Raw genomic sequence first — 24643 nt, 5'->3', positions numbered from 1 at the left:
CAGCGCCCGCCCGCTCGGCCGCGAGTCCCCGGGAGCGTGCGGCGTCAGCTCGAAGAGGCCTTCTTGGCGGCCTTGGCCGCCGCCTTCATCTCCTGCTTGTGCGCCCGCACCTTCGCCAGCGACTCCGGGCCCGTGATGTCGGCGACCGAGCGGAAGGAATCGGGCTCGCCGTAGGCGCCGGCGGCCTCACGCCAGCCCGTCGGCCGCACACCGAGCCGCTTGCCGAGCAGCGCGAGGAAGATCCGCGCCTTCTGCTTGCCGAAGCCCGGCAGTTCCTCCAGCCGCCTGAGCAGCTCCTTGCCGGTGCCTGCGTCCTTCCAGACGGCGGCGGCGTCACCGTCGTAGTGCTCGACGAGGTACTGGCACAACTGCTGGATCCGCTTGGCCATGGAGCCCGGATAGCGGTGCACGGCCGGCTTCTCGGAGAGGAGGGCGGCGAACGCCTCGGGGTCGCGGACGGCGATGTCGTGCGCGTCGAGGTCGTCCGCGCCGAGCCGGTCGGCGATCGTCCGCGGCCCCTTGAACGCCCACTCCATCGGGACCTGCTGGTCGAGCAGCATCCCGACCAGCGCGGCGAGCGGCGAGCGTCCGAGGAGTTCGTCGGCGTCGGGGTCCTGGGCGAGGTGAAGGGTGACGTCCATGCCCTCGATCATCCCGCGTACGGGCCGGGGCTGCCCGCCGTGCCCCCTCCCGCCCGGCAGGCTCATCGGGGCCGCCAGCGCCCCCGGCTCAGTCCGCCCGCCAGTACCCCAGAGCGTGCGCGCGGTCCTTCGCCACGCCCAGTTCCTTGCGCACGTACGTCGACAACGCGCGCGTGGTGCGCGTGTCGCAGGCGATCCAGACGTACGGGTCGGGCGTCAGACGGAGCAGTTCGGGGAGTTCCGCCTTCACCCGCTCCACGAGGTGCGCCCCGTCGTCGCGGCGGGGCACGTGCCGTATCTCGTGCCGGGACGGGTCGGCGCGGAAGGGCAGGCCGTCCGCGTCGCCCTCGAACCACACCGTCGCCGGCGCCGAGCCCAGCGCGTCCAGCAGGGAGTTGATCGCGGGCAGAGAGGCCGGGTCGCCGACCGCGAGGACGTGCGAGGGGGACGGCGACGGCTCCTCGAACCCGGTGCCCTGGACGGTCGCCTCGATGGTGTCGCCGGGTTTCGCCGTCCGCGCCCAGTCGCTGGCCGCGCCCTCGTGCAGCGCGAACTCCAGGGAGAAGGCGCCCGCCGCCGGATCCGGGTCGACCAGGGTGAACGCCCGCTGGTGCGGCTTGCCCGCGTCGGTGAACCACAGCCGGACCCACATCGTCGGATGCACCCCGCTCGCCGCGAGCAGGCCGCCGTCGGTGAGGCGCACCCGGCGGTAGTGCGGGGTGACGTCCTCGGCGTCCGTCACCGTGAGCGTGTAGTCCTTCGCCCGCATCAACTTGAGGACCGCGCCCTCCCAGCCCCGCCCCTGACCCATGACCTCTGCACCCCTCGCGTACGATTCCTGGCCTGATCGTTAGGTGAGGCTAACCTAAAAGCAAGAGGGGTCACAGGGTGACGACCGAGACCGACGGACCCGAGGGCGTCTTCCGGGACGCCTGGGGCATCCCGCACGTGCGCGCCGGAAGCGCCCGCGAGCTCGCACGGCTCCAGGGGCGGGTGACCGCCCGCGACCGCGCCTGGCAGCTGGAGGTCGAACGGCACCGCGCCCGCGGCACCTCGGCGTCCTTCCTGGGCGCCGACGCCCTGCCCTGGGACCGCTTCGCGCGCCGCGCCCGCCTCGACGACACCGCCCGCCGCTGCTTCGCCGCCCTGGAGGAGCACGACCCGGAGACCGCCGACTGGGTACGGGCGTACGTGGACGGCGTCAACGAGGGCCTGACCGGGGCCGCCGCCGCCCCGGAGTCCACCGCGCCGCCCGCCCCCGAGTTCGCGGACCTCGCCCTGGCCCCCGGCCGCTGGGAGCCCTGGACCCCGCTCGCCGTCTGGCTCTCCACCCACATCCTGTTCGCAGGCTTCCCCGCCAAGCTGTGGCGCGAGGAGGCGATCCGGCACCTCGGCCCGGAGGCGGTCGGGCTGTTCGCCACCGACGGCCCCGGCACCTCCGGCAGCAACGGCTGGCTGGTCGCAGGCGAGCGCACCCGCACCGGGCAGGCCGTCATCGCCGGTGACCCGCACCGCTTCATCGAGGACCCCGGCGTCTACCAGCAGATCCGCCTGGCCTGCGACGAGTTCGACGTCGTGGGACTCGCCGTGCCGGGGATCCCCGGCATCGCCCACTTCGGGCACACCGGAACCGTCGCCTGGGCCATCACCAACGCCATGGCCGACTACCAGGACCTCTACCGCGAGCGCCTGCGCCGCACGGGCACCGACGTCGAGGCCCTCGGCCCGGACGGCGTCTGGCGGCGGGTCACCCGGCACACCGAGCTGATCCGGGTCGCGGGGGAGGAGAGCGTCGAGGTCGAGATCCTGGAGACCGAACGCGGGCCCGTCATCGCGGGCGGACCCGAGGGGATCGCGTCGGACCGTGACGGTGTCACCGGGGGCCGCCCCGAGGGGGCTGCGTCGGACCCCGACCAGGCCGGCGCCCCGCTCGCCCTGGCCCTGCGCTACCCGCCCCGTGTCACCGCCGACCTCGGTTTCAGCGCCCTGCTGCCGCTCCTGCGCGCCCGCCGGGTCGCCGACGTGGACCGTGCCTTCGACCGCTGGGCCGAGCCGGTCAACGTCGTCCAGGCCGCCGACACCGAGGGCGGACTGCTGCACCGGGTCGCCGGCCGCGTCCCCGTGCGCGCCGAGGCCAACCGCGTCCGTCTGGTCCCCGCCTGGGAGCCCGGCCACGAGTGGACCGGCTGGCACGAGACGCACCGCGCCGGTCTCACCGACGGCGTCGCCGTCATGGCCAACCAGCGCGGCCCGGCCGCCCCGCTCGGCGTCGAGTTCGCCCCGCCGCACCGCGCCGACCGCATCCGGGAACTGCTGGACGGACGCAGGCAGTGGTCGGCGGCCGACATGCCGGCCCTGCACACCGACACCCACCTCGCGTCCGCCGGCCCGCTCCTCGATCACCTCGCCGCCCTCGACGACCTGACCGGGCCGGCCGCCGGCCTGCGCGAACGCCTGCTGCGCTGGGACCGCCGCATGGACGCCGACAGCCAGGACGCGGCCGCCTACGCCGCCCTGCGCAGCGCCGTCGTGCGCCGCCTCGCCGCTCATCCGGCCTTCGCCGCCCTGACCACCCCGCCCGCCTACCCCGAGGTGCTCCTGCCCTGGCTGGCCCTCGTCCCGCGCATCGGCTTCGCGCTCGCCCACCTGCTCAGCGCCGACGAGCTGTACGGCGTCGACCGCCGCGCGCTCGTCCGCGAGGCCGTCGATGAGGTCGCCGGACAGCCGGCCGCCCGCTGGGGCGACACCCACCGCCTCGCCCCCTGGCGGGCCCTGCCCGACCCGTCGTACGAAGCCCCTGCCCTCTCCGGCGACCACGACTGCGTGCTGTGCACCTCCGCCGTGCCCGGCTGGACCGACCTCGCCGCACGCGGCCCGGCCGCCCGCTACGTCTGGGACCTGGCCCGCCGTGAGGACAGCCGCTGGGTCGTGCCCTTCGGCGCGTCCGGCCGCCCCGACAGCCCCCACCACCACGACCAGCTCCCCCTCTGGCTCACGGGCGAGCTCGCGCCGGTCGTCACCGACTGGGCGCTGCTGAAGAAGGAGAGCGACCACTGATGTCCGACCGGTATACGTACGAGCAGACCGTCGACGGGTTCGGAAGCGTCGGCATCCGGCCCCTCGACGCCGAGGGCGACGCGGACGTCGTCCACCGCTGGACGAGCGAGGAACGCGCCGCGTTCTGGGGCATGAACGGCCTGACCCGCGACCAGGTGGCCGAGATCTACGCCCACATGGCCGGCCTCGACACCCACCACGCCCACCTCGTCGAGCTGGACGCCGAACCGGTCGGCCTGCTCCAGACGTACGACCCGGCCGCGGACCGCGTCAGCGAGTGCTACCAGGTCGAGCCCGGCGACATCGGCATCCACCTGCTCCTCGCGCCCGCCGGTGCGCGGGGCGCGCGGTCAGGCTGGTCGGCGCTGCTGATGGGCGTGCTCGCGGCGTACGTGCTGCTGGGCCTGGAGAGGCGGCGGGTCGTCGTCGACCCCGACGTGCGCAACGAGAAGGCGATCACCCGCTTCCTGCGCCAGGGCTTCGAGGCGGGGCCGGTCGTCACCCTCCCGGAGATCGACCTGCCGGACGTGTTCCTGCCCGAGAAGAAGGCGCAACTGGCCTTCTTGCGCCGGGAGGTGGCCTTCCCCGGGGCACGTTGACCTGGGCGGCGGGACGCCCGGCCCGGTGACCTGCGAGAAGCCCGGGTGAGCAGGACCGCCGTCCGCTCCGTACGTATCCCCGAGCACACGAGTCGTACGGAGCGGTGACGTGAGCGAAGGGCGCGATGGCGGACGACGGCGCGGTACGGCAGCCGGCGCGGCGGACGAGAAGGGCGCGGGAAGCGCCGGTCGGGTCCGGGCCGCGGGAGGCGCAGGAAACGCGGGCGGTGACGGAAGCGGAGTCCGGCGGCTTCAAGGGCTGGTGCTGCTGGGCGCCCTGCTGGTCCTGCTCGTCCTCGGAGGCGCGGGCCCGGCGTCGGCCCACGCCGCCCTCCGCTCCACCGACCCCGCCGACGGAAGCGTCCTCAAGAGCTCCCCTGGCAGCATCACCCTGACCTTCACCGAGTCCGTCAGCCTCCTCGACGACTCCTTCCGCGTCCTGGACCCGGACAACCAGCGCGTCGACACCGGCGGGGCCCGGCACGCGGACGGCCGCTCGGAGACGGCGCAGGTCCCCCTCTCCGAGAAGCTCGGCACCGGCACGTTCACGGTGGCCTGGCGAGTGGTCTCGGCGGACAGCCACCCGGTCTCCGGAGCCTTCACCTTCTCCGTCGGGCAGCCGTCCCCTACGACGGCCGTGCTGTCGTCCGGACCCACCGAGGACCCGGCCACCAGCGGCCTGTTCAAGATCGGCCGCTATCTCGCGTACGGCGCCGCGACCCTCGTCATCGGCATCGGCGTCTTCGTGGCGGTCTGCCGCCCCCCGGACGCACGCCCCCTGCGCAAACCGCTGCTGGCCGGCTTCTGGGTCCTCGTCGGCACGTCGGTCTTCCTGCTCCTGTTGCGCGCCCCCTACGAGGAGGGCACGGGCCCGGCGGGGGCGTTCGACCCGGCGGGCCTGCAACGCACCCTGACCGGCCGCCCGGGACTCGCGCTGCTCGCCCGGCTGGCCCTGCTCGCGGCGACCGCCGCCCTGCTCCTGCGGCTGCGGCGCCTACGACGACAGGGCGACCGTGAGCGGCCCACGCGCGCGTACCTCGCCTTCGGCGCCGTGCTCGCCGTGGGCCTCGCCCTGACCTGGGCCGCCGCCGAGCACGCCTCGGCCGGCATCCAGGTCCCGGCCGCGATGGCCTCGTCGGCGCTGCACCTGCTCGCCATGGCGGCGTGGCTCGGCGGCCTGGCGTCCCTGCTCACCCTGCTGCACCGCACCGACCTGCCGGCCGTCGTGGCCGCCCGTTTCTCCCGCGTGGCCACCGCCTCGGTGATCGTCCTGGCGGCGACCGGCGTCTACCAGTCCTGGCGGGGCCTCGGCACGCTCGACACCCTCACGACCACGACGTACGGGCGGGTCCTGCTCGCCAAGCTGGCGGCGGTGGCCCTGCTGCTCCTGGCCGGCGCGTGGTCGCGGCACTGGACGAAGCGATGGACGACGGTGGAACCGAAGACGACGGCCGAGGCGACGACGGAGGCCGCGCTGAAGACGGAACCGACCCCGGTGGCGGTGGGAGCGAACATGACGGCGAAGCAGCCCGCGGCGACGGACACCACACCGCAGCAGCCGGCCACCGACCCGGCGCGTGTCGCACCGCAGGAGGACGCCCACCGCCGCGCCCTGCGCCGGTCCGTCCTCGTGGAAGTGGCGGTCTCCGTGGTCGTCCTGCTGCTGACGACGATCCTCACCGCGACGCTCCCCGGCCGGGCGGCGGCCGAGGCGGCCGCCTCGGAGCGGTCCGCGGGCCTGCCGGTCGCCTCCGTGACCGACGTCCCCTTCGCCGTCGGCAACGCCCGCGGCAAGGTCCAGGTCACCCTCGACCCGGGCCGCGTCGGCAGCAACTCGGTCCAGGCCGTGGCCTACGCGGTCGACGGAGGGCTAGTCCCCCTCCCCGAGCTGCGCATGTCCTTCACCCTCCCCAGCCAGGACATAGGCCCCCTGGACGCCAAGCTCACCGACCGGGGCGGCTACTGGAGCACCCCCTCCGTCAACCTCCCCCTCCCCGGCACCTGGGAGATGAAGCTGACGGTGCGGGTGTCGGAGATCGACCAGGTGAGCGTGACCCGCCCGGTACGCATCGAACGCTGAGGGACAGCTCGCCCGCGGCTGCACGTACTCATGCAGTGGGCGAAGCCTGGCTGAGTAGCCGCACCCATGCGGTGACCTGGTCGCCGACGACATGCTGAAGCCGTGAACGTCACCCGGAACGTCAAACCCCGCGACCTGGCCGACTCGCAGGCCTGCCGTTGCCTGGCCGTCTTCTTCTGGGCCTGGGCGGCACTGATCACCTTCGGCCCGGTCCTTCTCCTGACGGCTCTGTCCGTCGCCTGGGCGCAACCGCTGATCAGGGCGGACTCCGTGAAGGTGACCGTGCTCCAAGTCGCCCTCACCGCGGCTGTAGCGACGCCCCTCTACTTCGCCCCCGGCATCGCCCGCCTGGCCCGCTCCGCCCGTCTCGCCCTACTGGGCCCCGCGGCCATCGCCGTCACCCTGACCGTGCTCCTCGGTGCGGACCCCTACGCCTGAGCCACATCGCGCGGCACCACTGAGCCGGACAACGTCGAAGGGCCCCGCTGCAAGCAGCGGGGCCCTTCGACATCGTGCCCGGTGAGGCACTGGCGGAGGATACGAGATTCGAACTCGTGAGGGGTTGCCCCCAACACGCTTTCCAAGCGTGCGCCCTAGGCCTCTAGGCGAATCCTCCGCCGGAAACATTACATGACCGAGAGGAGTGCTCGCGAACTCGATCCCCGGGTGCGGGATCAGGTAACCTGAGCGCAGCTCCCCACGCGGCGCTATCTGACTGAACTCCCCCAGGGCCGGAAGGCAGCAAGGGTAGGTTGGCTCTGGCGGGTGCGTGGGGGGCGTTTTGCGTTCCCGGGGGAGTCGAGGGGCCCTCCGGGCGGCGGGGCCGGTTGTCAGTGTGCGCCTATAACCTCGTAAGCGTGTCGTCTCTCGCGCTGTACCGCCGCTATCGCCCGGAGTCGTTCGCCGAGGTCATCGGGCAGGAGCATGTCACCGACCCGTTGCAGCAGGCGCTGCGGAACAACCGGGTCAATCACGCGTACCTGTTCAGCGGTCCGCGCGGGTGTGGCAAGACGACCAGCGCGCGCATCCTCGCCCGGTGCCTGAACTGCGAGAAGGGGCCCACGCCGACGCCCTGCGGCGAGTGCGAGTCCTGCAAGGACCTCGCCCGCAACGGGCCCGGCTCCATCGACGTCATCGAGATCGACGCCGCTTCGCACGGTGGTGTCGACGACGCGCGTGACCTGCGTGAGAAGGCCTTCTTCGGGCCGGCCCGCAGCCGCTACAAGATCTACATCATCGACGAGGCCCACATGGTCACGTCGGCCGGCTTCAACGCGCTCCTCAAGGTCGTCGAGGAGCCGCCGGAGCATCTGAAGTTCATCTTCGCCACCACCGAGCCCGAGAAGGTCATCGGGACGATCCGGTCGCGGACCCACCACTACCCCTTCCGCCTCGTGCCGCCGGGGACCCTGCGGGACTACCTCGGCGAGGTGTGCCGCCAGGAGGACATCCCCGTCGACGAGGGGGTCCTTCCGCTCGTCGTGCGCGCGGGCGCGGGGTCCGTGCGTGACTCCATGTCCGTCATGGACCAGCTCCTCGCCGGCGCCGGCGAGGACGGTGTGACGTACGCCATGGCCACCTCCCTCCTCGGCTACACGGACGGCTCGCTGCTCGACTCCGTCGTCGAGGCCTTCGCCACCGGCGACGGGGCTGCCGCCTTCGAGGTCGTGGACCGGGTGATCGAGGGCGGCAACGACCCCCGGCGGTTCGTCGCCGACCTGCTGGAGCGGCTGCGCGACCTCGTCATCCTGGCCGCCGTTCCGGACGCGGCCGACAAGGGGCTCCTGGACGCCCCCGTCGATGTCATCGAGCGCATGCAGGCCCAGGCCGGCGTCTTCGGCGCGGCCGAGCTCAGCCGTGCCGCCGATCTCGTCAACGAGGGCCTCACCGAGATGCGCGGCGCCAACTCGCCCCGTCTCCAGCTCGAGCTGATCTGCGCGCGCGTGCTGCTGCCCGCCGCCTACGGCGACGAGCGGTCCGTCATGGCCCGCCTCGACCGGATCGAGCGCGGTGTGAACTTCGCCGGGGGCGGCGGCATGCCCTCGATGGGATACGTGCCGGGGCCGGAGGCACACGGCGGCGGTTCCGGTTCTGGTTCCGGTTTCGCGGCGGGGGCTGCTCCCGCTGCCGGTCCTGCCCACGGCGACACCGCGCCTGTGCCGCCCGGCGGCGGTGCGGCCGCGGCCCGTGCGGCGGTGCGTGGTCCCGGTGGGGGCGGTCCTGCGGGCGGTCAGGCCGTCCAGCCCGCCCAGGCCCCCGATCCCACGCCGCCCGCCCCGGCGCCCCAGCCCGCGCAGCAGCAGCCCGTCGCCGCGCAGGAATCCGCCCCGGCCGCCCCCGCGGACACCGGCTCCCCTACGGTGCCCGCCCCCGGCGCCTGGCCGACTCCCACCGCCGCCGGCAGCGGCCGTCGGCCCGGCGGCTGGCCCACGGCCGCCGCTGCGGGTGGCGGAAGGCCCCCGGCGGGCCCCGGACCGGCCTCCTCCGCCCCTTCGGCCCCCGCCCCCGGGCCGCAGGCCGCGCCCCAGCCCGCGGCCCCCGCGTCCCCGGCGCCTGCGTCCTACGCGCCCCCCGCAGGCGGTCTCGACCCCCGCATGCTCTGGCCGAACATCCTGGAGGCGGTGAAGAACCGCCGCCGCTTCACCTGGATCCTGCTCAGCCAGAACGCGCAGGTCACCGGCTTCGACGGCACCACGCTCCAGCTCGGCTTCGCGAGCGCCGGAGCCCGCGACAACTTCGCCGGGAGCGGCAGCGAGGACGTGCTGCGTCAGGCGCTGAGCGAGCAGTTCAGCGTCCAGTGGAAGATCGAGGCGGTCGTCGACCCGTCCGGCGGCGGATCGGCCTCAGCCCCGCCGTCCGGCGGCTTCGGCGGACCCGGCCCGTCCGGCCACTCGGGTCCGTCCGGCTACTCGGGCTCGCCCGGCGGCTTCGGCGGCCCGGGCGGTCCCGGTACGTCCGGGCAGGGTCCGGGCCACGGTGGAGGCGGTGCCCACAGCGGCGGCGGCTACGGCAGTCCCGGCTCGCCTGGAAACACCGCCAGCCAGAGCGGCTCCGGCGGCTACGGCGGCGGCTCAGCCTCGAACGCCGGGTCCTCGGCCTCCGCCGGCGGCTCCGGCGCGCCCTCCTCCGGCTCCACGTCGTCCTCCGGTCCCGCGCCCGCCCAGCGGCCGCCGACCACCGCCGCTCGGCCCTCCGCCCCGGACCCGGTGTCCATCGAGGACGACATCCCCGAGGACGACGATCCCGACCTCAACGAGTCCGCGCTCTCCGGGCACGACCTGATCATGCGCGAGCTGGGAGCGACGGTGGTGGAGGAGTTCACCAACGAGTAGCCGGGCGGCCTGCCGCTCGGGGAAGCGCACCGTGCAGGAGCCGCCTTGTAGGAACGCACAGCTCCCCCGCCCCCCTCCTCTCGGAAGCCCGCACAAACCCGCGTGCCCTCAGCCCGTTAGGCTGACCCCCGTGAACGTCCTCGTCATCGGTAACGGCGCCCGCGAACACGCCCTGTGCCGCTCACTGTCCCTCGACCCCGCCGTCACCGCGCTGCACTGCGCCCCCGGCAACGCCGGCATCGCCGAGGTCGCCGAGCTGCACCAGGTCGACGCCCTGGACGGCGGGGCCGTGACCGCGCTGGCCACGGAGCTCGGCGCCGAGCTGGTGATCGTGGGCCCCGAGGCGCCGCTCGTCGCCGGGGTCGCCGACGCCGTGCGCGCGGCGGGCATCCCGGTCTTCGGCCCGTCCGGCGAGGCCGCGCGGCTCGAAGGCTCGAAGGCGTTCGCCAAGGACGTGATGGCCGCTGCCGGCGTGCCCACCGCCCGCTCCTACGTGTGCACGACGCCGGAGGAGGTCGCCGAGGCGCTCGACGCGTTCGGCGCCCCGTACGTCGTCAAGGACGACGGTCTCGCCGCCGGCAAGGGCGTCGTCGTGACCGGTGACGCCGAGGCGGCGAAGGCGCACGCGGCGCGCTGCGAGCGGGTCGTCATCGAGGAGTTCCTCGACGGCCCGGAGGTCTCCCTTTTCGCGATCACCGACGGCGAAACGGTCGTCCCGCTCCAGCCCGCGCAGGACTTCAAGCGCGCGCTCGACGGCGACGAGGGCCCGAACACCGGCGGCATGGGCGCGTACTCCCCGCTGCCCTGGGCGGACCCGAAGCTGGTCGACGAGGTCGTGGCGACCGTCCTGCAGCCCACCGTGGACGAGATGCGCCGCCGGGGCACGCCTTTCTCCGGGCTGCTCTACGCCGGCCTCGCGATCACGAGCCGGGGCGTCCGCGTCATCGAGTTCAACGCCCGCTTCGGCGACCCCGAGACGCAGGTCGTCCTCGCCCGCCTGAAGACCCCGCTGGCCGGCGTCCTCATGGCGGCGGCCACCGGCAACCTCGGCGACCTCCCGCCGCTGCGCTGGAGTGACGAGGCCGCCGTGACCGTCGTCGTCGCCTCGCACAACTACCCCGGCACCCCGCGCACCGGCGACCCGATCACCGGTCTCGACGCGGTCGCCGCCGAGGACGCCCCGCACGCGTACGTGCTGCACGCGGGCACCAAGCGGGACGGCGACGCCGTGCTCAGCGCGGGCGGCCGCGTCCTGTCCGTCACCGCGACCGGCTCGGACCTCACCGAGGCCCGCGAGCGGGCGTACCGGGCGGTCGCGCGGATCGGCCTCGACGGCTCCCAGCACCGCACGGACATCGCGGCGAAGGCGGCGACGGAGGCCCCGACGGGGGCGTGACCCGTCTGGCTCCGCAGGGGGCGCGAGCCGTCTCGGCGCGCGCCTCGACCAGTCTCAACGGCAGGCAGCACCCGGACGGACCCGCGGCGCGAACGACGCACACCCTCACGCCGACTTCGCACACAGCTCGAACGCGCCGCCTCGCACGCCCCTTCGAGCAGACCCCCGCGCCCCCGTGAACCGGACCGCGCGCCCCCTTCGAACAGACCCCGCACGCCCCTCGGACAGGCCCCGGAACCCCCACGGCGACAGTCGTGCAATCCGGGGCCTGACCTTTGCCCAGCGGCATCCACCTCTCCCCAGAGCCATTCCATCGTGTGAGCGCTGCCCCATCCGGCTGACGGGGGCCGAAGCGCCAACTAGGGTGCGGCGCAAGCGTTCCGGCACTTGGCTCACCGGCATTGCGATGTCAGTGGCGGGTGCCACAGTGGGGGAGTGAGCACTACGAAGCCGACGGGGCGTGCCGCCACGGCAAGCACCGCAAGGACCGCGGGGAGGGGGTGACGTCCGGTCGTGACCGGAACGGGAGTGGAAGCGGGCGCGCAAGCCGCGCGCGCCCGGGCGCTTGCCGTGCTGCGCGTCCGCAGCCGGGCGCTCGCCGTCGCGCTGCTGCCCTCGGCGGCCGCCGTGATCCTGCTCGCCGGTGGATCCACCGGCCACCTCGTGGGCCCTGGGTGGAACGCAGCCCGCTGGACGGTCGGCGTCCTCGCGGTCCTCGTCCTGCTGGCCGCCGCCGTCGTCGCCCTGGTCGTCGCGCGCGCCCGTCCCGCCCTCAGTCCGACCGTCGCCGTAGCCGAGAGCGCGGCCCCCGACCTGTACCGGATGGTGCGCGACCTGGCCGACCGGCTGGACGTGCCCGCGCCGTCCGCCATAGCGCTCACCCCGGACTGCGACAGCTGGCTGGAGGACCGCACCCACCCGGCGCACGGCCCGCCCCCGCCCCGGGAGCGCGACGAGATCGCCGGCGCCGCCCAGCACCGGCTGAACCGCCGTACGGCCACCGCGCCTGTCCTCGTCATCGGCTCGCCGTTCCTCTGGTGGATGCGGGTGGGCGAGCTGCGTGCCGTCCTCGCGCCGGTCGTCGCCGGTACGGGCCCCTCCGCGCACCCCGACATAGCGGCGGCCCGGCGGTTCGTGCGCGGCCTGGACGCCGCGGTGGCCGTCTCCGCCGACCGCGGGCGCTGTCCCGGCGTACGGCTGGTGTGCGCGGGCATCGGCTGGGCCGCGCGCGTGATGCTGCGCGCCTGCCAGGCGCACGCCGCCGAGATGGAGCGCGGGGTGGCCGCCGCTGCGGCGGAGCGCGCGCAGGCCGTGGACTACGGGCTGCGGATCGTCGCCCAGGAGCAGGTCGGGCTCGCGTACGCGGGCTGGGACCGCCTCCTCACGCGCGTGGCGCTGCCGGCCTGGCGGATGGGCCGCTGGCCGTCGCGGCTGGACGCGGGAGTCGTCGCCGCCCTGACCGAGCTGTCCCGGCGCGACCGTCTCGCCGAGGGGTTCGCCTCCCGCCTGGGCGAGCGTCCGGCCTGCGACCTCCTGGAGGAGCCCGGCGCGATCGACGAGGCGGCCTCCCTCCTCGCGGCCCGCCTCTTCCACGGCGGCCCCGCGGAGTGCGGTCCCGACTGGGCGCCGGTGGGCTGGCAGGAGTATCCCGACGAGGTCGTCGACCGCAAGTGGCGCACCGACGCGGCCCGGCTGCACCGCGTCCTCGACGCCCTGGGCGTCCGCCGCACCGCCGACCCCGAGGTCCCGTCGCCCGACGGCCCGACGCTGGCCCGGGTGCTGGACCACCTGACGGAGAGCGCGCGTCGGGGCGCGAAGGGCACGGGGCCGACCGCGCCGGAGGCCGACGACGCCGACGGCTCGGAGAGCGCCCTGGCCGTCCGGCTCGGCGTCGAGGTCGCGCGGGAGGAGGCCGAGGCCGCGCCGCAGTCGGCGCACGGCGCGGTCGCGGTAGCCGCCGGTCAGGGCCTCGACGCCGCCCTCTGGGACGACGCGGCGCTCCCGCTCTTCCCGCTCCAGCCCCCGCGCACCGAGCGCGAGCTGCTCGCCGACCATGTCACGGCGATGGTCTGCTGTGCCGCGATGGACACCGTCGGCGCCACGCCCGGCCTGGACTGGCTCGACGGCCCGACCCTCCTGGTGGACGGAGTGCGCGTGGCCGACCTGACGCCCAGAGTGCTCAGCCTCGTCGAGGACGGAGACGCGGTGCCGCTGCGCACCTGGCTGATCGAGCTGGGGATACGCCCGGAGAAACCGGTGCGGCTCGGCTGAGGCGACCAGCGACCAGTGACCAGCGTCCGGTGACCCGCGAGCGGGGACCGGTGAGGAAGCTTTGGTTCCACTTTCAGCCAATTAGCAACGAATAGTGACTGCCTACGCGCGTTATGTGATGTGCTGGGACCGATAGAGCCCATGGCATGGGCGTGCGACATAGGACAACCACACGAACAGCCGAACGCCGAGCGCCGTCCTGACGCCGAACACGCACAACGCCGTCCGGGCACCGCAGGAACGCGCCGCACCGCACACGACCACGGGGGCCATAGGGAGGGGAGCACCATGGGAGGACAGGCGCACATCCGCCGATGGGAGTCGGGGGCGCTCGCGCACGCCGTGACGGACCCCTTCGGACAGGGGCCCCTCCCCTGGCTGCGCGGCGCGGAGACGTACTTCGACGACACGGGCCGGCTCGTCCCCTGGTACGTCGACCAGACCGCCGCCACGGCTTCCGCGTCGGTGTCGTCCCCTCGCTCGACGCAGGCCCGGCCGGCCGGCCCCGCCGACGCCACCACCCGTACGGCCACCCCCAGGATCCCCCTCCCGCGCGCCGCGACCGGGGGCCCCCGGTCCGCCGACGACGTGCGCCGACAGATCAAGGGGTTCACCTCCACCGGCAGGGTCGCCCCCGGCGAGGCCGCCGACTTCCACATCACGGTCGACCCGCCGCAGGAGTTCAGCGTCGACATCTACCGCGTCGGCCACTACCAGGGCGACGGCGCCGCCAAGATCACCACCAGCCCGCGACTCGCCGGCATCGTCCAGCCCCCGCCCCTCACCGCCGACCGCACGGTCTCCTGCCACCACTGGTGGCTCTCCTGGCGGCTCCAGGTGCCGTCGTACTGGAACGTCGGCGCGTACGTCGCCGTCCTCACCACCGCCGACGGCCACCGCTCGCACATCCCCTTCACGGTCGGCGACGACCGCCCCGCCGACCTGCTGCTCGTCCTGCCCGACGTGACCTGGCAGGCGTACAACCTCTACCCAGAGGACGGCCGCACCGGCGCCAGCTTCTACCACGCCTGGGACGAGGACGGCCGTCTCCTCGGCGAGGCCGACGCCGCGACGACGGTCTCCTTCGACCGCCCCTACGCGGGCGCGGGCCTGCCCCTGCACGTCGGCCACGCCTACGACGTCATCCGCTGGGCCGAGCGCTACGGCTACGACCTCGCCTACGCCGACGCCCGCGACCTGGAAGCCGGCCGGGTCGACCCCGCCCGCTACCGCGGCCTGATCTTCCCCGGCCACGACGAGTACTGGTCGCGGGGCATGCGCCGCACCGTCGAACTCGCCCGGGACAAAGGCACCTCCCTCGTCTTCCTGTCCGCCAACAGCCTCTACTGGCAGGTCGAGCTGGGCCCGTCGCCGTCGGGTGTCCCCGGCCGGCTGCTCACCTGCCGCAAACGCAGGGGACCGGGCAAGGCGGCCCTGTGGCGGGAGATCGACCGCGCCGAGCAGCAGTTGCTGGGCATCCAGTACGCGGGCCGTGTGCCCGAGCCGCACCCGCTGATCGTCCGCAACGCCGGCCACTGGCTGTGGGAGGCGACCGGGGCGCACGAGGGCGACGCGATCGAGGGCCTCGTGGCGGGCGAGGCCGACCGCTATCACCCCCGCACCGCGCTCCCGCCCCACGAGGAGCGCGTCCTGCTCGCCCACTCGCCCTACACCGACGCCCGAGGCGTCCCGCGCCACCAGGACACCTCGCTGTACCGGGCCCCCTCCGGCGCCCTGGTCTTCGCCTCCGGCACCTTCGCCTGGTCCCCCGCCCTCGACCGCCCCGGCCACGCGGACCCCCGTGTCCAGCGCGCCACGGCCAACCTCCTGGACCGCATCTGCAAGCGCGACTGAAGTCCGTAGCCCCCCTGCCCCCGCCCCTCCCCCGACCCTCCGTCCCGGGCCCGCCCCCGTGTACGGGACAATCAGGCCATCTGTACAGAACCACGGGGAGGAACCGTGTCCGGATTCGTAGAAAAGCCCGAGCCGCTTCAGGTGCCGGGCCTGGTGCACCTCCACACCGGCAAGGTGCGCGAGCTGTACCGCGACGAGGCGGGCGATCTCGTGATGGTCGCCAGCGACCGTACGTCCGCGTACGACTGGGTGCTGCCGACGGAGATCCCCGACAAGGGCCGCATCCTCACCCAGCTCTCCCTCTGGTGGTTCGACCAGCTCGCCGACCTGGTCCCCAACCACGTCCTGAGCACCGAACTCCCCGCCGGCGCCCCCGCCGACTGGGCGGGCCGCACGCTGGTCTGCAAGTCGCTGCGGATGGTCCCCGTCGAGTGCGTGGCCCGCGGCTACCTCACCGGCTCCGGCCTCGCCGAGTACAAGGAGTCCCGCACGGTCTGCGGCCTCGCCCTCCCCGAGGGCCTGGTGGACGGATCCGAGCTGCCCGGCCCGATCTTCACCCCGGCCACCAAGGCCGCCGTCGGCGACCACGACGAGAACGTCTCCTACGAGGAGGTCGCCCGCCAGGTCGGCGCGGAGACCGCCGCCGAGCTGCGCCGGACGACCCTCGACGTCTACGGCCGCGCCCGTGACATCGCCCGCGAGCGGGGCATCGTCCTCGCGGACACCAAGTTCGAGTTCGGCTACGAGGACGAGACGCTCGTGCTCGCCGACGAGGTCCTCACCCCGGACTCCTCCCGCTTCTGGCCGGCCGACCGGTGGCAGCCGGGCCGCGCGCAGCCGTCGTACGACAAGCAGTTCGTGCGCGACTGGCTGACCTCGGCGGAGTCCGGCTGGGACCGCACGAGCGAGCGCCCGCCGCCGCCGCTGCCCCAGGAGATCGTCGAGGCCACCCGGGCGAAGTACGTCGAGGCCTACGAGCTCCTGACCGGCACGGCCTGGAGCTAGCGCCCCGGCACCTGCCGACATGCCGAAGGCCCCGGTCCACTGGACCGGGGCCTTCGAAACGGAGCGGACGACGAGGTTCGAACTCGCGACCTCAACCTTGGCAAGGTTGCGCTCTACCAACTGAGCTACGTCCGCAGTGCGCCGTGGCGCGAGAGCAACTATACCCAACCGCGCTCTCGTGCGAGACGCACCGCCGCGTGCCGGTTCTCCGCCCCCAGCTTGGACACGGCCGACGAGAGGTAGTTCCGCACGGTCCCCGGTGACAGCGCGGCCCGCTCCGCGATCTCCGCCACGGGCGCGCCGTCGGCGGCGAGTTCCAGCACCTCCGTCTCCCGCGCGGTCAGCGGCGAGTCCCCGGAGGCGATCGCGTCGGCGGCCAACTCGGGGTCGACATACCGGTTCCCGGCGTGCACGGTCCGGATGATCTCCGCGAGGCGCTGCGCGCTCACCGTCTTCGGGACGAACCCGCGCACACCCGCCGCGAGCGCCCGCTTCAGATGTCCCGGCCGGCCGTGGCTGGTGACGATCAGCACCCGGCAGTCGGGCAGCTCGGCCCGCAGGGATGTGGCGACCTTCACACCGTCCGCGCCCGGCATCTGCAGGTCCAGGACGGCGAGGTCCGGCCGGTGCGCCCGCGCCATCGCCAGCGCCTCCGGGCCGGTGGCCGCCTCGGCGACGATCACGAGGTCGTCCTCCAGCGACAGGAGCGCGGCCAGCGCGCCCCGGATCAGATGCTCGTCGTCGGCGAGCAGCACCCGCATCGTCACGAGGCGACCTCGCTCAGCGCGGCGGTCCCGCTCAGCGGCACCTCGGCCACCACCCGGAACGTCCCGGCCTGGGCGAAACCCGCCTCCAGTCTCCCGTCGACCAGCCGCAGCCGCTCCCTCAGCCCGGCGAGCCCCGATCCACCGCCCCGGGTCCCGCCGTTGCCACCCTCGCCGGAACCGGCCCGGCCGCCCCGGGTCCCACCGCCGCCGGCCCCGTCGTTCTCCACCGTCAGCACCACAAGCCCCTCGGTCACCCGTAGTTCCACCGAACACCGCGCGGCGTCGCCGTGCCGCAGCACGTTGGTGGTGGTCTCCCGCACCACCCAGCCGAGCGCCGACTGCACCTCGGCGGGCAGCCCAGCCGCCTCCCCGCGCACCTCGCAGTCGATCCCGGCAGCCGTCAACACCCCGTGCGCACCGCTCAGTTCGACCCCGAGGTCGGCCTCCCGGTAACCCCGTACGACGTCCCGCACCTCCCGCTGCGACTCCTGCGCGATCCGCTGCACCTCGATCATCTGCTCCACGGCCTCCGGCCGCCCCCGCCGGGCCAGCTGCACCGCCAGCTCGCTCTTCAGCGCGATCACGGCCAGGTTCCGTCCCATCACGTCGTGCAGGTCCCGCCCGAACCGCAGCCGCTCCTCGGCGACGGCGAGCCGGGCCCGGGTCTCGCGGGCCTCGTCGAGCTCGTACACGGCGTCCAGGAGCCACACGGAGAAGACGAGGGTGGCGGCGAGGAACGCGGCGCCGAGCAGCAGCGCCACCGTCGAGACCAGGACGTCCGGCACGGGTGTTCCGAAGGCGAGCATCAGGGCCCCGCTGGCCAGGCTGTAGCCGACGACGACCGCGCTCACGCGCCGCCGGCCGCGCACACCCAGCGTGGAGTTGCCCGCGGCGAAGACCAGGGTGACCCCGTAGACCCCACCGGCTGCGGACTCGACGCCGTCATGGCCCCCGCTGTGCTCGGCGATCCACAGCGCGAGGACGCCCACCGCCGCCGTGGCGGCGGCGAGCACCCACATCAGCCGGACGGGCCGGGGGCGGCGGCCACGCGTCCAGTCCAGCGCCCGCGACGCCATCACCGCGCAGAGCACGCAGTGTCCGACGACCAGGAGCGGCAGCCACAGCGCGGCCCCCGTCCACAGCCCGCCGCCGAACGGCAGTGCGGCCGTGCTGAGTTCGACCAGCGCGAAGAAGTGGAACGTCCACCGTGTGTACGTCTCCACCTTCGCGGGCGTGCTCTTGCGCCGCCACCAGCCGCCGGCCTTGCCCATCCCCACGACTCCCCCGTCCCCCCGGCCCGTCAGCGCCGGGGCTCCCACCGGAACCACCGCCGTACAGCAAACACCGCCAGCACGGTCCAGGCCAGCGCGGTCGCCAGGCAGCCCAGCGCCTCGTACGCCGACAGGTCGCCGCTCCAGCCGTTGCGAACGAGGGTGATGACCGGTGTGAGCGGCAGCAGTTCGAGGAAGGAGGCGGCCCGGTCGGGCAGCATCTCCAGGGGCACGCTGACGCCGGAGGCCGCCATCGAGAGCAGCAGGAACGGCAGGGTGGTGACCTGAGCGCTCTCCACGGTACGGGTCACGCTCGACGTGAGAGCCGCCAGCGCCGCACACATCACCAGGCCCAACAGCACGCCCGGTACGACGAGTTGGGGCGACTCGGGTGCGGGTGCGTCGAGGAAGGCGACGCAGCCCACGGCCATCACCAGACACTGGACCAGCCCCAGGACCACCACCGGCAGCGCCGATCCGGCGACGACCTCGGCGTCCCTCAGCTCACCGGTGCGCAGCCGCTTCAGCACGAGTTCCTCGCGCCGGGCGGTGTAGATCGCGGTGAGCGCCGCGTACACGCCGAACAGCAGCGAGAACCCGATCGCGGCGGGCAGCAGCACGAGCCCGACGGTGAGCCCGGCGTCCTCGAGTTCCATGTCCTCCAGGAGCGGCCGCAGGCTGAGCGGCAGGGCGAGCGGCACCAGCACGCCCGTGAGGAGCGTGGCCTTGCTCCGCCCGAGCAGCGACAGTTCGGCGCGGCCGAGAGCCGCCATCCGACCGGCCGGCGTGGTCACCGCCCCCCGGCGCGCCCCCGTCGCCGCCGTGTCCGAATCCTTGACCATGGCGCCGCTCATGCCGCGACCTCCCGTTCCGAAGACGTCTCCACCGCACCCGCCGTACCGGACGCGCCCGCTGACCCCGCCGTTGCCGCCGCGTCCCGGGCGATGCCGAGGAACGCCTCCTCCAGCGACGCCGACCGCACATCCAGCCCCCGCAGTTCGACCCCGGCCCGTTCGGCCCAGACCAGCAGTCCGGTGGCCGCCCGCTGCAACTCCCGTGTCCGCAGCCGTACGACCCGGTCGTCGACCTCGTGGCCGCACACGCCCAGCTCGCCCAGCGGCGGCAGATCGCCGAGGAAGTACCCGTCGGGCAGCCGGAAGGAGATCCGGTAGGGCTGGGCGGCGGTCACCTCGGCGGGTGTGCCGGCGGCCGCGATGCGCCCCTTGTGCAGGATGGCCAGCCGGTCGGCAAGGCCCTCCGCCTCCTCCAGGTAGTGCGTGGTCAGCAGCACCGTCGTCCCGGCGTCGCGCAGCGAGCGGACCAGGTTCCAGGTGTCGCGGCGGCCCTCGGCGTCCAGGCCGGTGGTCGGCTCGTCGAGGAACAGCACCTCGGGCTCGCCGAGCAGCGCGAGCGCCAGGTCGAGCCGGCGCCGCTCACCGCCGGACAGCTGCTTCACCCGTACGCCGGCCTTCCCGGCGAGTCCTACGAGGCCCAGCGCCTCGTCGACCGGGCGGGCGCCGCTGACGCAGCCCGCCCACATCCGCGCGGTCTCCCTGACGGTCAGCTCCGAGGGGAAGCCGCCTTCCTGCAGCATCACCCCGGTGCGCGGCCGTACGGCGGCGCGGTCGGCGTAGGGGTCGTGTCCGAGGACCCGCACCCGTCCGCCGTCGGGCCGCGTCAGCCCCTCCAGCAGTTCGACCGTCGAGGTCTTCCCGGCCCCGTTCGTGCCCAGCAGCGCGAAGACCTCGCCCCGGCCGACGTGGAAGGAGATCCCGCGGACCGCCTCGAACCCGCCCCCGTACACACGCCGGAGGTCGGTGACCTCGATCACGTGCTCTTTCGTGTCCCTGGCTTCCATGACTCCAGCGTCCCGGCAGGCGGACGCCGTCGGCAGTGCGCGCTGTCACCACTGCGTATGACAAATGTCAGAAGGCGGCGGGCGGGGAGTGATCGCACAGCACGGTGAAGGGTGGAGGGTGGAGGGTGGAGGGTGGAGGCACACGAAAAGACCCCGGTCCGATGGACCGGGGTCTGATTCCCGAGCGGACGACGAGGTTCGAACTCGCGACCTCAACCTTGGCAAGGTTGCGCTCTACCAACTGAGCTACGTCCGCATTGCCTCCGACCGGCTCTCACCGATCGGCGCGAGCACCAGCCTACCCGATCGAACAGCTTGATCGGGACGGTGATGCAGAGCGGGTGACAGGGATCGCACACTGCGCCTTCCCCCTGGAAGGGGGATGTTCTACTACTGAACTACACCCGCGTGGCCTCCGTGAGCTGGGCTTTTCGGCCCTGCCTGGCGGCGTGCTCCAGACATTAGCCGACCATGTGGGGGGTAGCGCAAGTCGGTTGCCCCCGGGGCCCGCTGAGGACCCCGGGGGGACGCCGGCGCAGGGCGGGCGCGGGCGGTTCAGCGGGCGTCGGCGAACGCCTCGTAGACCTTCTTCGGGATCCGTCCGCGCGCGGGGACCTCCAGCTTGTTGGCCTGGGCCCAGGCCCGGACCGCCGCCGGGTCCGGGGCGACCTCGGTCTGCCGGTACGCCTTGCCGGACCTGGACCGCTTGCGGCCGGCCTCCACGTAAGGCGCGAGCGCCTTGCGCAGTTTCCTGGCATTGGCTTCATTCAGGTCGATCTCGTACGACTTGCCGTCGAGTCCGAAGGCGATCGTTTCCGCCGCTTCCGAGCCGTCGATGTCGTCAAAGAGAGTGACCACGACCTTCTGCGCCACGAATATCGGTCCCTTCGTTCGGCACGGCATACAGCTCAGCTGCCTGCGACGTGCCGAGTCTCGGCTATTTCTAATTCATTTGTACAGTGCGCGGCAATGCAATGTGAAGCTCGACTAAATCTGTCCGCGTGTCCGAGTGCAATAGGTATCCGGGGTTCATCGGGGATCTTTCCCGTAACTTTTCGCGTACGTCCCCTTCCGGTACCGGATCGTGATGGCTGTCACGTAGCTTCCTACAACTCTACTCGCGTAGAAATTTTGTGCGGGTAGTCTGAAGACACCTGTTGGAGACATCTGCGGGCACCTGCTCAGCACCACAACACCGGGAGTGCCAGTGGCACGCGTCGTAGTCGACGTCATGCTCAAGCCGGAGATCCTCGACCCCCAGGGCCAGGCGGTGCAGCGCGCACTGCCGCGGCTCGGTTTCGAGGGGATCTCCGACGTACGTCAGGGAAAGCGATTCGAACTGGAAGTTGACGGCCCGGTCGACGAGGCCGCGCTCGCCCGCATCCACGATCTTGCGGAATCCTTCCTCGCCAACACCGTGATCGAGGACTTCACCGTCAAGGTGGAGGAAGTCGCGGAGGCCGCGAAGTGACCGCTCGTATTGGCGTCGTCACTTTCCCGGGCAGCCTCGACGACCGGGACACCCAGCGCGCGATCCGCCTCGCGGGCGCCGAACCGGTCGCTCTGTGGCACAAGGACAAGAACCTCCACCAGGTCGACGCCGTGGTGCTGTGCGGGGGCTTCTCCTACGGCGACTATCTGCGCGCCGGCGCCATCGCGCGCTTCTCGCCGGTGATGGAGCCCCTCATCGAGCAGGCCAAGGCCGGGCTGCCGGTCCTCGGCATCTGCAACGGCTTCCAGATCCTCACCGAGGCCCACCTCCTCCCGGGCGCGATGCTCGGCAACGACCACCTCCACTTCATCTGCCGCGACCAGAAGCTGCGGGTGGAGAACGCGGACACCGCCTGGACCGCCGACTACACGGCCGGCCAGGAGATCCACATCCCGCTGAAGAACATGGACGGCCGGTACGTCGCCGACGAGTACACCCTCGACAAGCTGGAGGCCGAGGGCCGGGTCGCGTTCCGCTACAGGGACTTCAACCCCAACGGCTCGCTCCGCGACATCGCCGGCATCGCCAACGAGGCCGGCAACGTCGTGGGCCTCATGCCGCACCCGGAGCACGCCGTCGAGCCCCTCATCGGCTCCGGCCGCACCGACGGACTCCCGTTCTTCACCTCGATCCTCAAGAAGCTGGTCAACGCATGAGCCGGACGCCTCTGGACACGGTCGAGCACGCGGCCGCGACCCCCGACGTCGAGCTGCCCTGGGCCGAACTCGGCCTGAAGAAGGACGAGTACGAGCGGGTGGTGGAGATCCTCGGCCGCCGCCCGACCGGCGCCGAGCTCGCCATGTACTCCGTCATGTGGTCCGAGCACTGCTCGTACAAGTCCTCCAAGGTCCACCTGCGCCAGTTCGGCGAGAAGGCCCCGCAGAGCGACGCCCTCCTCGTCGGCATCGGCGAGAACGCCGGTGTCGTCGACGTCGGCCAGGGCTACGCGGTCACCTTCAAGGTGGAGTCGCACAACCACCCCTCCTACGTCGAGCCCTACCAGGGCGCGGCCACCGGTGTGGGCGGCATCGTGCGCGACATCATCGCGATGGGCGCCCGCCCGGTCGCCGTCGTCGACCCGCTGCGCTTCGGCGCGGCCGACCACCCCGACACCAAGCGCGTCCTGCCGGGCGTCGTCGCCGGCATCGGCGGCTACGGCAACTGCCTGGGCCTGCCCAACATCGGCGGCGAGGTGGTCTTCGACGCCTGCTACCAGGGCAACCCGCTGGTCAACGCCGGCGCCATCGGCGTCATGCGGCACGAGGACATCCACCTCGCGAAGGCGTCCGGCGCGGGCAACAAGGTCATCCTCTACGGCGCCCGGACCGGCGGCGACGGCATCGGCGGCGCGTCGATCCTCGCCTCCGAGACCTTCGACGACGCCAAGCCGTCGAAGCGTCCCGCGGTCCAGGTCGGCGACCCCTTCCAGGAGAAGCTCCTCATCGAGTGCACCCTGGAGGCCTTCGCCGAGAAGCTCGTCGTCGGCATCCAGGACCTCGGTGCGGCGGGCCTGTCCTGCGCCACCTCCGAGCTGGCCTCCAACGGCTCCGGCGGCATGCGCGTCACCCTGGACGACGTTCCGCTGCGCGACTCCACGCTCTCGCCCGAGGAGATCCTCATGAGCGAGTCGCAGGAACGCATGTGCGCGGTGGTCGAGCCGGAGAAGGTCGACCGCTTCCTAAAGATCTGCGACAAGTGGGACGTCATCGCCACCGTCATCGGTGAGGTGACCGACGGCGACCGCCTGGAGATCTACTGGCACGGCGGCAAGATCGTCGACGTCGACCCGCGCACGGTCGCCCACGACGGCCCGGTCTACGAGCGCCCCTACGCCCGCCCGGACTGGCAGGACGCCCTCCAGGCCGACGACGCGAACAAGCTGCCCCGGCCGGAGACGTCCGAGGAGCTGCGGGAGCAGGTCCTGAAGCTGGTCGGCTCCCCCAACCAGGCCTCCAAGCAGTGGATCACCTCCCAGTACGACCACTTCGTACAGGGCAACACCGTCCTCGCCCAGCCCGAGGACTCCGGCATGATCCGCATCGACGAGGAGACCGGCCTCGGCGTCGCCATCGCCACCGACGGCAACGGCCGCTACGCCAAGCTGGACCCGTACCACGGCGCCCAGCTGGCCCTCGCCGAGGCGTACCGCAACGTCGCCACCACCGGCGCCAAGCCGCTCGCCGTCTCCGACTGCCTGAACTTCGGCTCGCCCGAGGACCCGGCCGTCATGTGGCAGTTCGCCGAGGCCATCCGCGGTCTCGCCGACGCCTGCCAGCAGCTCGGCACGCCGGTGACCGGCGGCAACGTCTCGCTCTACAACCAGACGGGCGAGGTCGCCATCCACCCGACCCCGGTCGTGGCCGTCCTCGGCGTCATCGACGACGTGGCCCGCCGCACCCCGGTCGCCTTCCAGGAGGAGGGCCAGCTGCTCTACCTCCTCGGCGACACCCGCGAGGAGTTCGGCGGCTCGGCCTGGTCCCAGGTCGTCCACGACCACCTCGGCGGTCTGCCGCCCAAGGTGGACCTGGAGCGGGAGCGGCTCCTCGCCGAGATCCTGATCTCCGCCTCCCGCGACGGCATGATCGACTCCGCGCACGACCTGTCCGACGGCGGTCTGATCCAGGCGGTCGTCGAGTCGGCGCTGCTGGGCGGCAAGGGCGCGCGGCTGATCGTCCCGGACGGGCTGGACGCGTTCACCTTCCTGTTCTCGGAGTCGGCCGGCCGCGCGGTCGTCGCCGTCCCGCGCTCGGAGGAGCTCCGCTTCAACGACATGTGCGGCGCCCGGGGTCTGCCGGCCACCCGCATCGGCGTGGTCGACGGGGACACCGTGGACGTCCAGGGCGAGTTCGCGCTCTCCCTGGCCGAACTGCGCACGGCGCACGAGGAGACCATCCCGGCGCTGCTGGCGTAGGAGCCGCACGGCCTGCTGAGCCGTCGTACGACGCCGAAGGCCCCGCCCGTCCGAGACGGTTCTCGGCGGGCGGGGCCTTCGTCCGTCCCCGGGTGGGCCGCCGCATAGG

At 73.2% G+C, this 24643-nt stretch carries 19 protein-coding genes, 4 tRNA genes and 1 other RNA gene; 13 read left to right on the top strand and 11 right to left on the bottom strand.

The window, feature by feature from the left end; all coding sequences use genetic code 11:
* Positions 1 to 44: 44 nt before the first annotated feature.
* Both ACFYXA_RS24575 and ACFYXA_RS24570 read right to left on the bottom strand, forming a co-directional pair.
* On the bottom strand, positions 45 to 641 hold the full coding sequence (locus tag ACFYXA_RS24575; protein ID WP_389036361.1) for an HhH-GPD-type base excision DNA repair protein: 597 nt from the start codon (positions 639 to 641) through the stop codon (positions 45 to 47).
* 88 nt (positions 642 to 729) lie between these two features.
* Positions 730 to 1452 (bottom strand): siderophore-interacting protein, encoded by a 723-nt coding sequence (locus ACFYXA_RS24570; RefSeq protein WP_389036358.1) that lies wholly within the window; start codon positions 1450 to 1452, stop codon positions 730 to 732.
* A gap of 77 nt (positions 1453 to 1529) precedes the next feature.
* Here ACFYXA_RS24570 and ACFYXA_RS24565 point away from each other — a divergent pair, with 77 nt between their 5' ends.
* The 4 genes from ACFYXA_RS24565 to ACFYXA_RS24550 all read left to right on the top strand — a co-directional run bounded on the left by ACFYXA_RS24565 (position 1530) and on the right by ACFYXA_RS24550 (position 6815).
* On the top strand, positions 1530 to 3698 hold the full coding sequence (locus ACFYXA_RS24565) for a penicillin acylase family protein (RefSeq protein ID WP_389036355.1): 2169 nt from the start codon (positions 1530 to 1532) through the stop codon (positions 3696 to 3698).
* Positions 3698 to 4297 carry a GNAT family N-acetyltransferase gene (locus ACFYXA_RS24560; RefSeq protein WP_389036352.1) on the top strand — a complete coding sequence of 200 codons (600 nt, stop codon included), beginning with the start codon at positions 3698 to 3700 and terminating at the stop codon, positions 4295 to 4297. The genes ACFYXA_RS24565 and ACFYXA_RS24560 overlap by 1 nt, the downstream gene beginning before the upstream one ends.
* Before the next feature lie 262 nt (positions 4298 to 4559).
* Positions 4560 to 6377, top strand: a complete 1818-nt coding sequence (locus ACFYXA_RS24555) for a copper resistance CopC/CopD family protein (protein ID WP_389037156.1) — start codon at positions 4560 to 4562, stop codon at positions 6375 to 6377.
* Positions 6378 to 6479: 102 nt separating this feature from the next.
* Complete coding sequence (locus ACFYXA_RS24550) at positions 6480 to 6815, top strand: hypothetical protein (protein WP_389036349.1); 336 nt, start codon at positions 6480 to 6482, stop codon at positions 6813 to 6815.
* A 90-nt stretch (positions 6816 to 6905) separates the two neighbouring features.
* Here ACFYXA_RS24550 and ACFYXA_RS24545 read toward each other — a convergent pair.
* Positions 6906 to 6993 (bottom strand) — tRNA-Ser (locus tag ACFYXA_RS24545).
* A gap of 72 nt (positions 6994 to 7065) precedes the next feature.
* Between ACFYXA_RS24545 and ffs the strand changes: the two genes are divergently transcribed.
* From ffs to ACFYXA_RS24515, 6 genes are all read left to right on the top strand, one after another.
* Positions 7066 to 7164, top strand: an RNA gene (ffs, locus tag ACFYXA_RS24540) — signal recognition particle sRNA small type.
* Positions 7165 to 7234: 70 nt separating this feature from the next.
* Entirely contained in the window at positions 7235 to 9709 is a 2475-nt protein-coding gene (locus ACFYXA_RS24535) for a DNA polymerase III subunit gamma and tau (RefSeq protein WP_389036346.1), read from the top strand.
* A gap of 130 nt (positions 9710 to 9839) precedes the next feature.
* On the top strand, positions 9840 to 11105 hold the full coding sequence (gene purD / locus ACFYXA_RS24530; protein WP_389036343.1) for a phosphoribosylamine--glycine ligase: 1266 nt from the start codon (positions 9840 to 9842) through the stop codon (positions 11103 to 11105).
* Positions 11106 to 11618: 513 nt separating this feature from the next.
* The gene (locus tag ACFYXA_RS24525) at positions 11619 to 13376 is read left to right on the top strand and encodes a hypothetical protein (protein WP_389036340.1); all 1758 of its coding nucleotides are present in this window, start codon (positions 11619 to 11621) and stop codon (positions 13374 to 13376) included.
* 288 nt (positions 13377 to 13664) lie between these two features.
* Complete coding sequence (locus ACFYXA_RS24520) at positions 13665 to 15230, top strand: N,N-dimethylformamidase beta subunit family domain-containing protein (protein ID WP_389036337.1); 1566 nt, start codon at positions 13665 to 13667, stop codon at positions 15228 to 15230.
* Between the two features lie 105 nt (positions 15231 to 15335).
* Positions 15336 to 16235, top strand: a complete 900-nt coding sequence (locus tag ACFYXA_RS24515; protein ID WP_352251243.1) for a phosphoribosylaminoimidazolesuccinocarboxamide synthase — start codon at positions 15336 to 15338, stop codon at positions 16233 to 16235.
* 62 nt (positions 16236 to 16297) lie between these two features.
* Here ACFYXA_RS24515 and ACFYXA_RS24510 read toward each other — a convergent pair.
* From ACFYXA_RS24510 to ACFYXA_RS24475, 8 genes are all read right to left on the bottom strand, one after another.
* Positions 16298 to 16370 (bottom strand) — tRNA-Gly (locus ACFYXA_RS24510).
* A 23-nt stretch (positions 16371 to 16393) separates the two neighbouring features.
* Positions 16394 to 16996 carry a response regulator transcription factor gene (locus tag ACFYXA_RS24505; RefSeq protein ID WP_351094487.1) on the bottom strand — a complete coding sequence of 201 codons (603 nt, stop codon included), beginning with the start codon at positions 16994 to 16996 and terminating at the stop codon, positions 16394 to 16396.
* A 2-nt stretch (positions 16997 to 16998) separates the two neighbouring features.
* Positions 16999 to 18273 carry a sensor histidine kinase gene (locus ACFYXA_RS24500; RefSeq protein ID WP_389036333.1) on the bottom strand — a complete coding sequence of 425 codons (1275 nt, stop codon included), beginning with the start codon at positions 18271 to 18273 and terminating at the stop codon, positions 16999 to 17001.
* A gap of 29 nt (positions 18274 to 18302) precedes the next feature.
* A complete protein-coding gene (locus ACFYXA_RS24495) occupies positions 18303 to 19127 on the bottom strand; it encodes an ABC transporter permease (RefSeq protein ID WP_389036330.1) in 825 nt (274 codons plus the stop codon).
* Positions 19124 to 20131 carry an ABC transporter ATP-binding protein gene (locus ACFYXA_RS24490; RefSeq protein WP_389036327.1) on the bottom strand — a complete coding sequence of 336 codons (1008 nt, stop codon included), beginning with the start codon at positions 20129 to 20131 and terminating at the stop codon, positions 19124 to 19126. Before ACFYXA_RS24490 ends, ACFYXA_RS24495 begins: the two co-directional genes overlap by 4 nt.
* A 183-nt stretch (positions 20132 to 20314) precedes the next feature.
* Positions 20315 to 20387: transfer RNA gene (locus ACFYXA_RS24485), tRNA-Gly, on the bottom strand.
* Between the two features lie 80 nt (positions 20388 to 20467).
* Positions 20468 to 20539, bottom strand: a tRNA-Gly gene (locus tag ACFYXA_RS24480).
* 147 nt (positions 20540 to 20686) lie between these two features.
* The gene (locus ACFYXA_RS24475) at positions 20687 to 21004 is read right to left on the bottom strand and encodes an Lsr2 family protein (RefSeq protein ID WP_130439416.1); all 318 of its coding nucleotides are present in this window, start codon (positions 21002 to 21004) and stop codon (positions 20687 to 20689) included.
* A 334-nt stretch (positions 21005 to 21338) separates the two neighbouring features.
* On the opposite strand from ACFYXA_RS24475, the gene purS reads away from it, so the two are divergent.
* The 3 genes from purS to purL are packed head-to-tail and all read left to right on the top strand — an operon-like array spanning position 21339 to position 24534.
* Complete coding sequence (gene purS / locus ACFYXA_RS24470; protein ID WP_015659417.1) at positions 21339 to 21602, top strand: phosphoribosylformylglycinamidine synthase subunit PurS; 264 nt, start codon at positions 21339 to 21341, stop codon at positions 21600 to 21602.
* The gene (gene purQ, locus ACFYXA_RS24465) at positions 21599 to 22279 is read left to right on the top strand and encodes a phosphoribosylformylglycinamidine synthase subunit PurQ (RefSeq protein ID WP_352251250.1); all 681 of its coding nucleotides are present in this window, start codon (positions 21599 to 21601) and stop codon (positions 22277 to 22279) included. Before purS ends, purQ begins: the two co-directional genes overlap by 4 nt.
* Positions 22276 to 24534 carry a phosphoribosylformylglycinamidine synthase subunit PurL gene (gene purL, locus ACFYXA_RS24460; protein WP_389036322.1) on the top strand — a complete coding sequence of 753 codons (2259 nt, stop codon included), beginning with the start codon at positions 22276 to 22278 and terminating at the stop codon, positions 24532 to 24534. Before purQ ends, purL begins: the two co-directional genes overlap by 4 nt.
* The last annotated feature ends 109 nt before the right edge of the window (positions 24535 to 24643 follow it).

The sequence above is a fragment of the Streptomyces sp. NPDC002566 genome (assembly GCF_042889585.1).
Classification (GTDB): domain Bacteria; phylum Actinomycetota; class Actinomycetes; order Streptomycetales; family Streptomycetaceae; genus Streptomyces.
The sequence above is the reverse complement of the archived record's forward strand: the minus strand, read 5'-3'. Positions and strand labels throughout refer to the sequence as shown.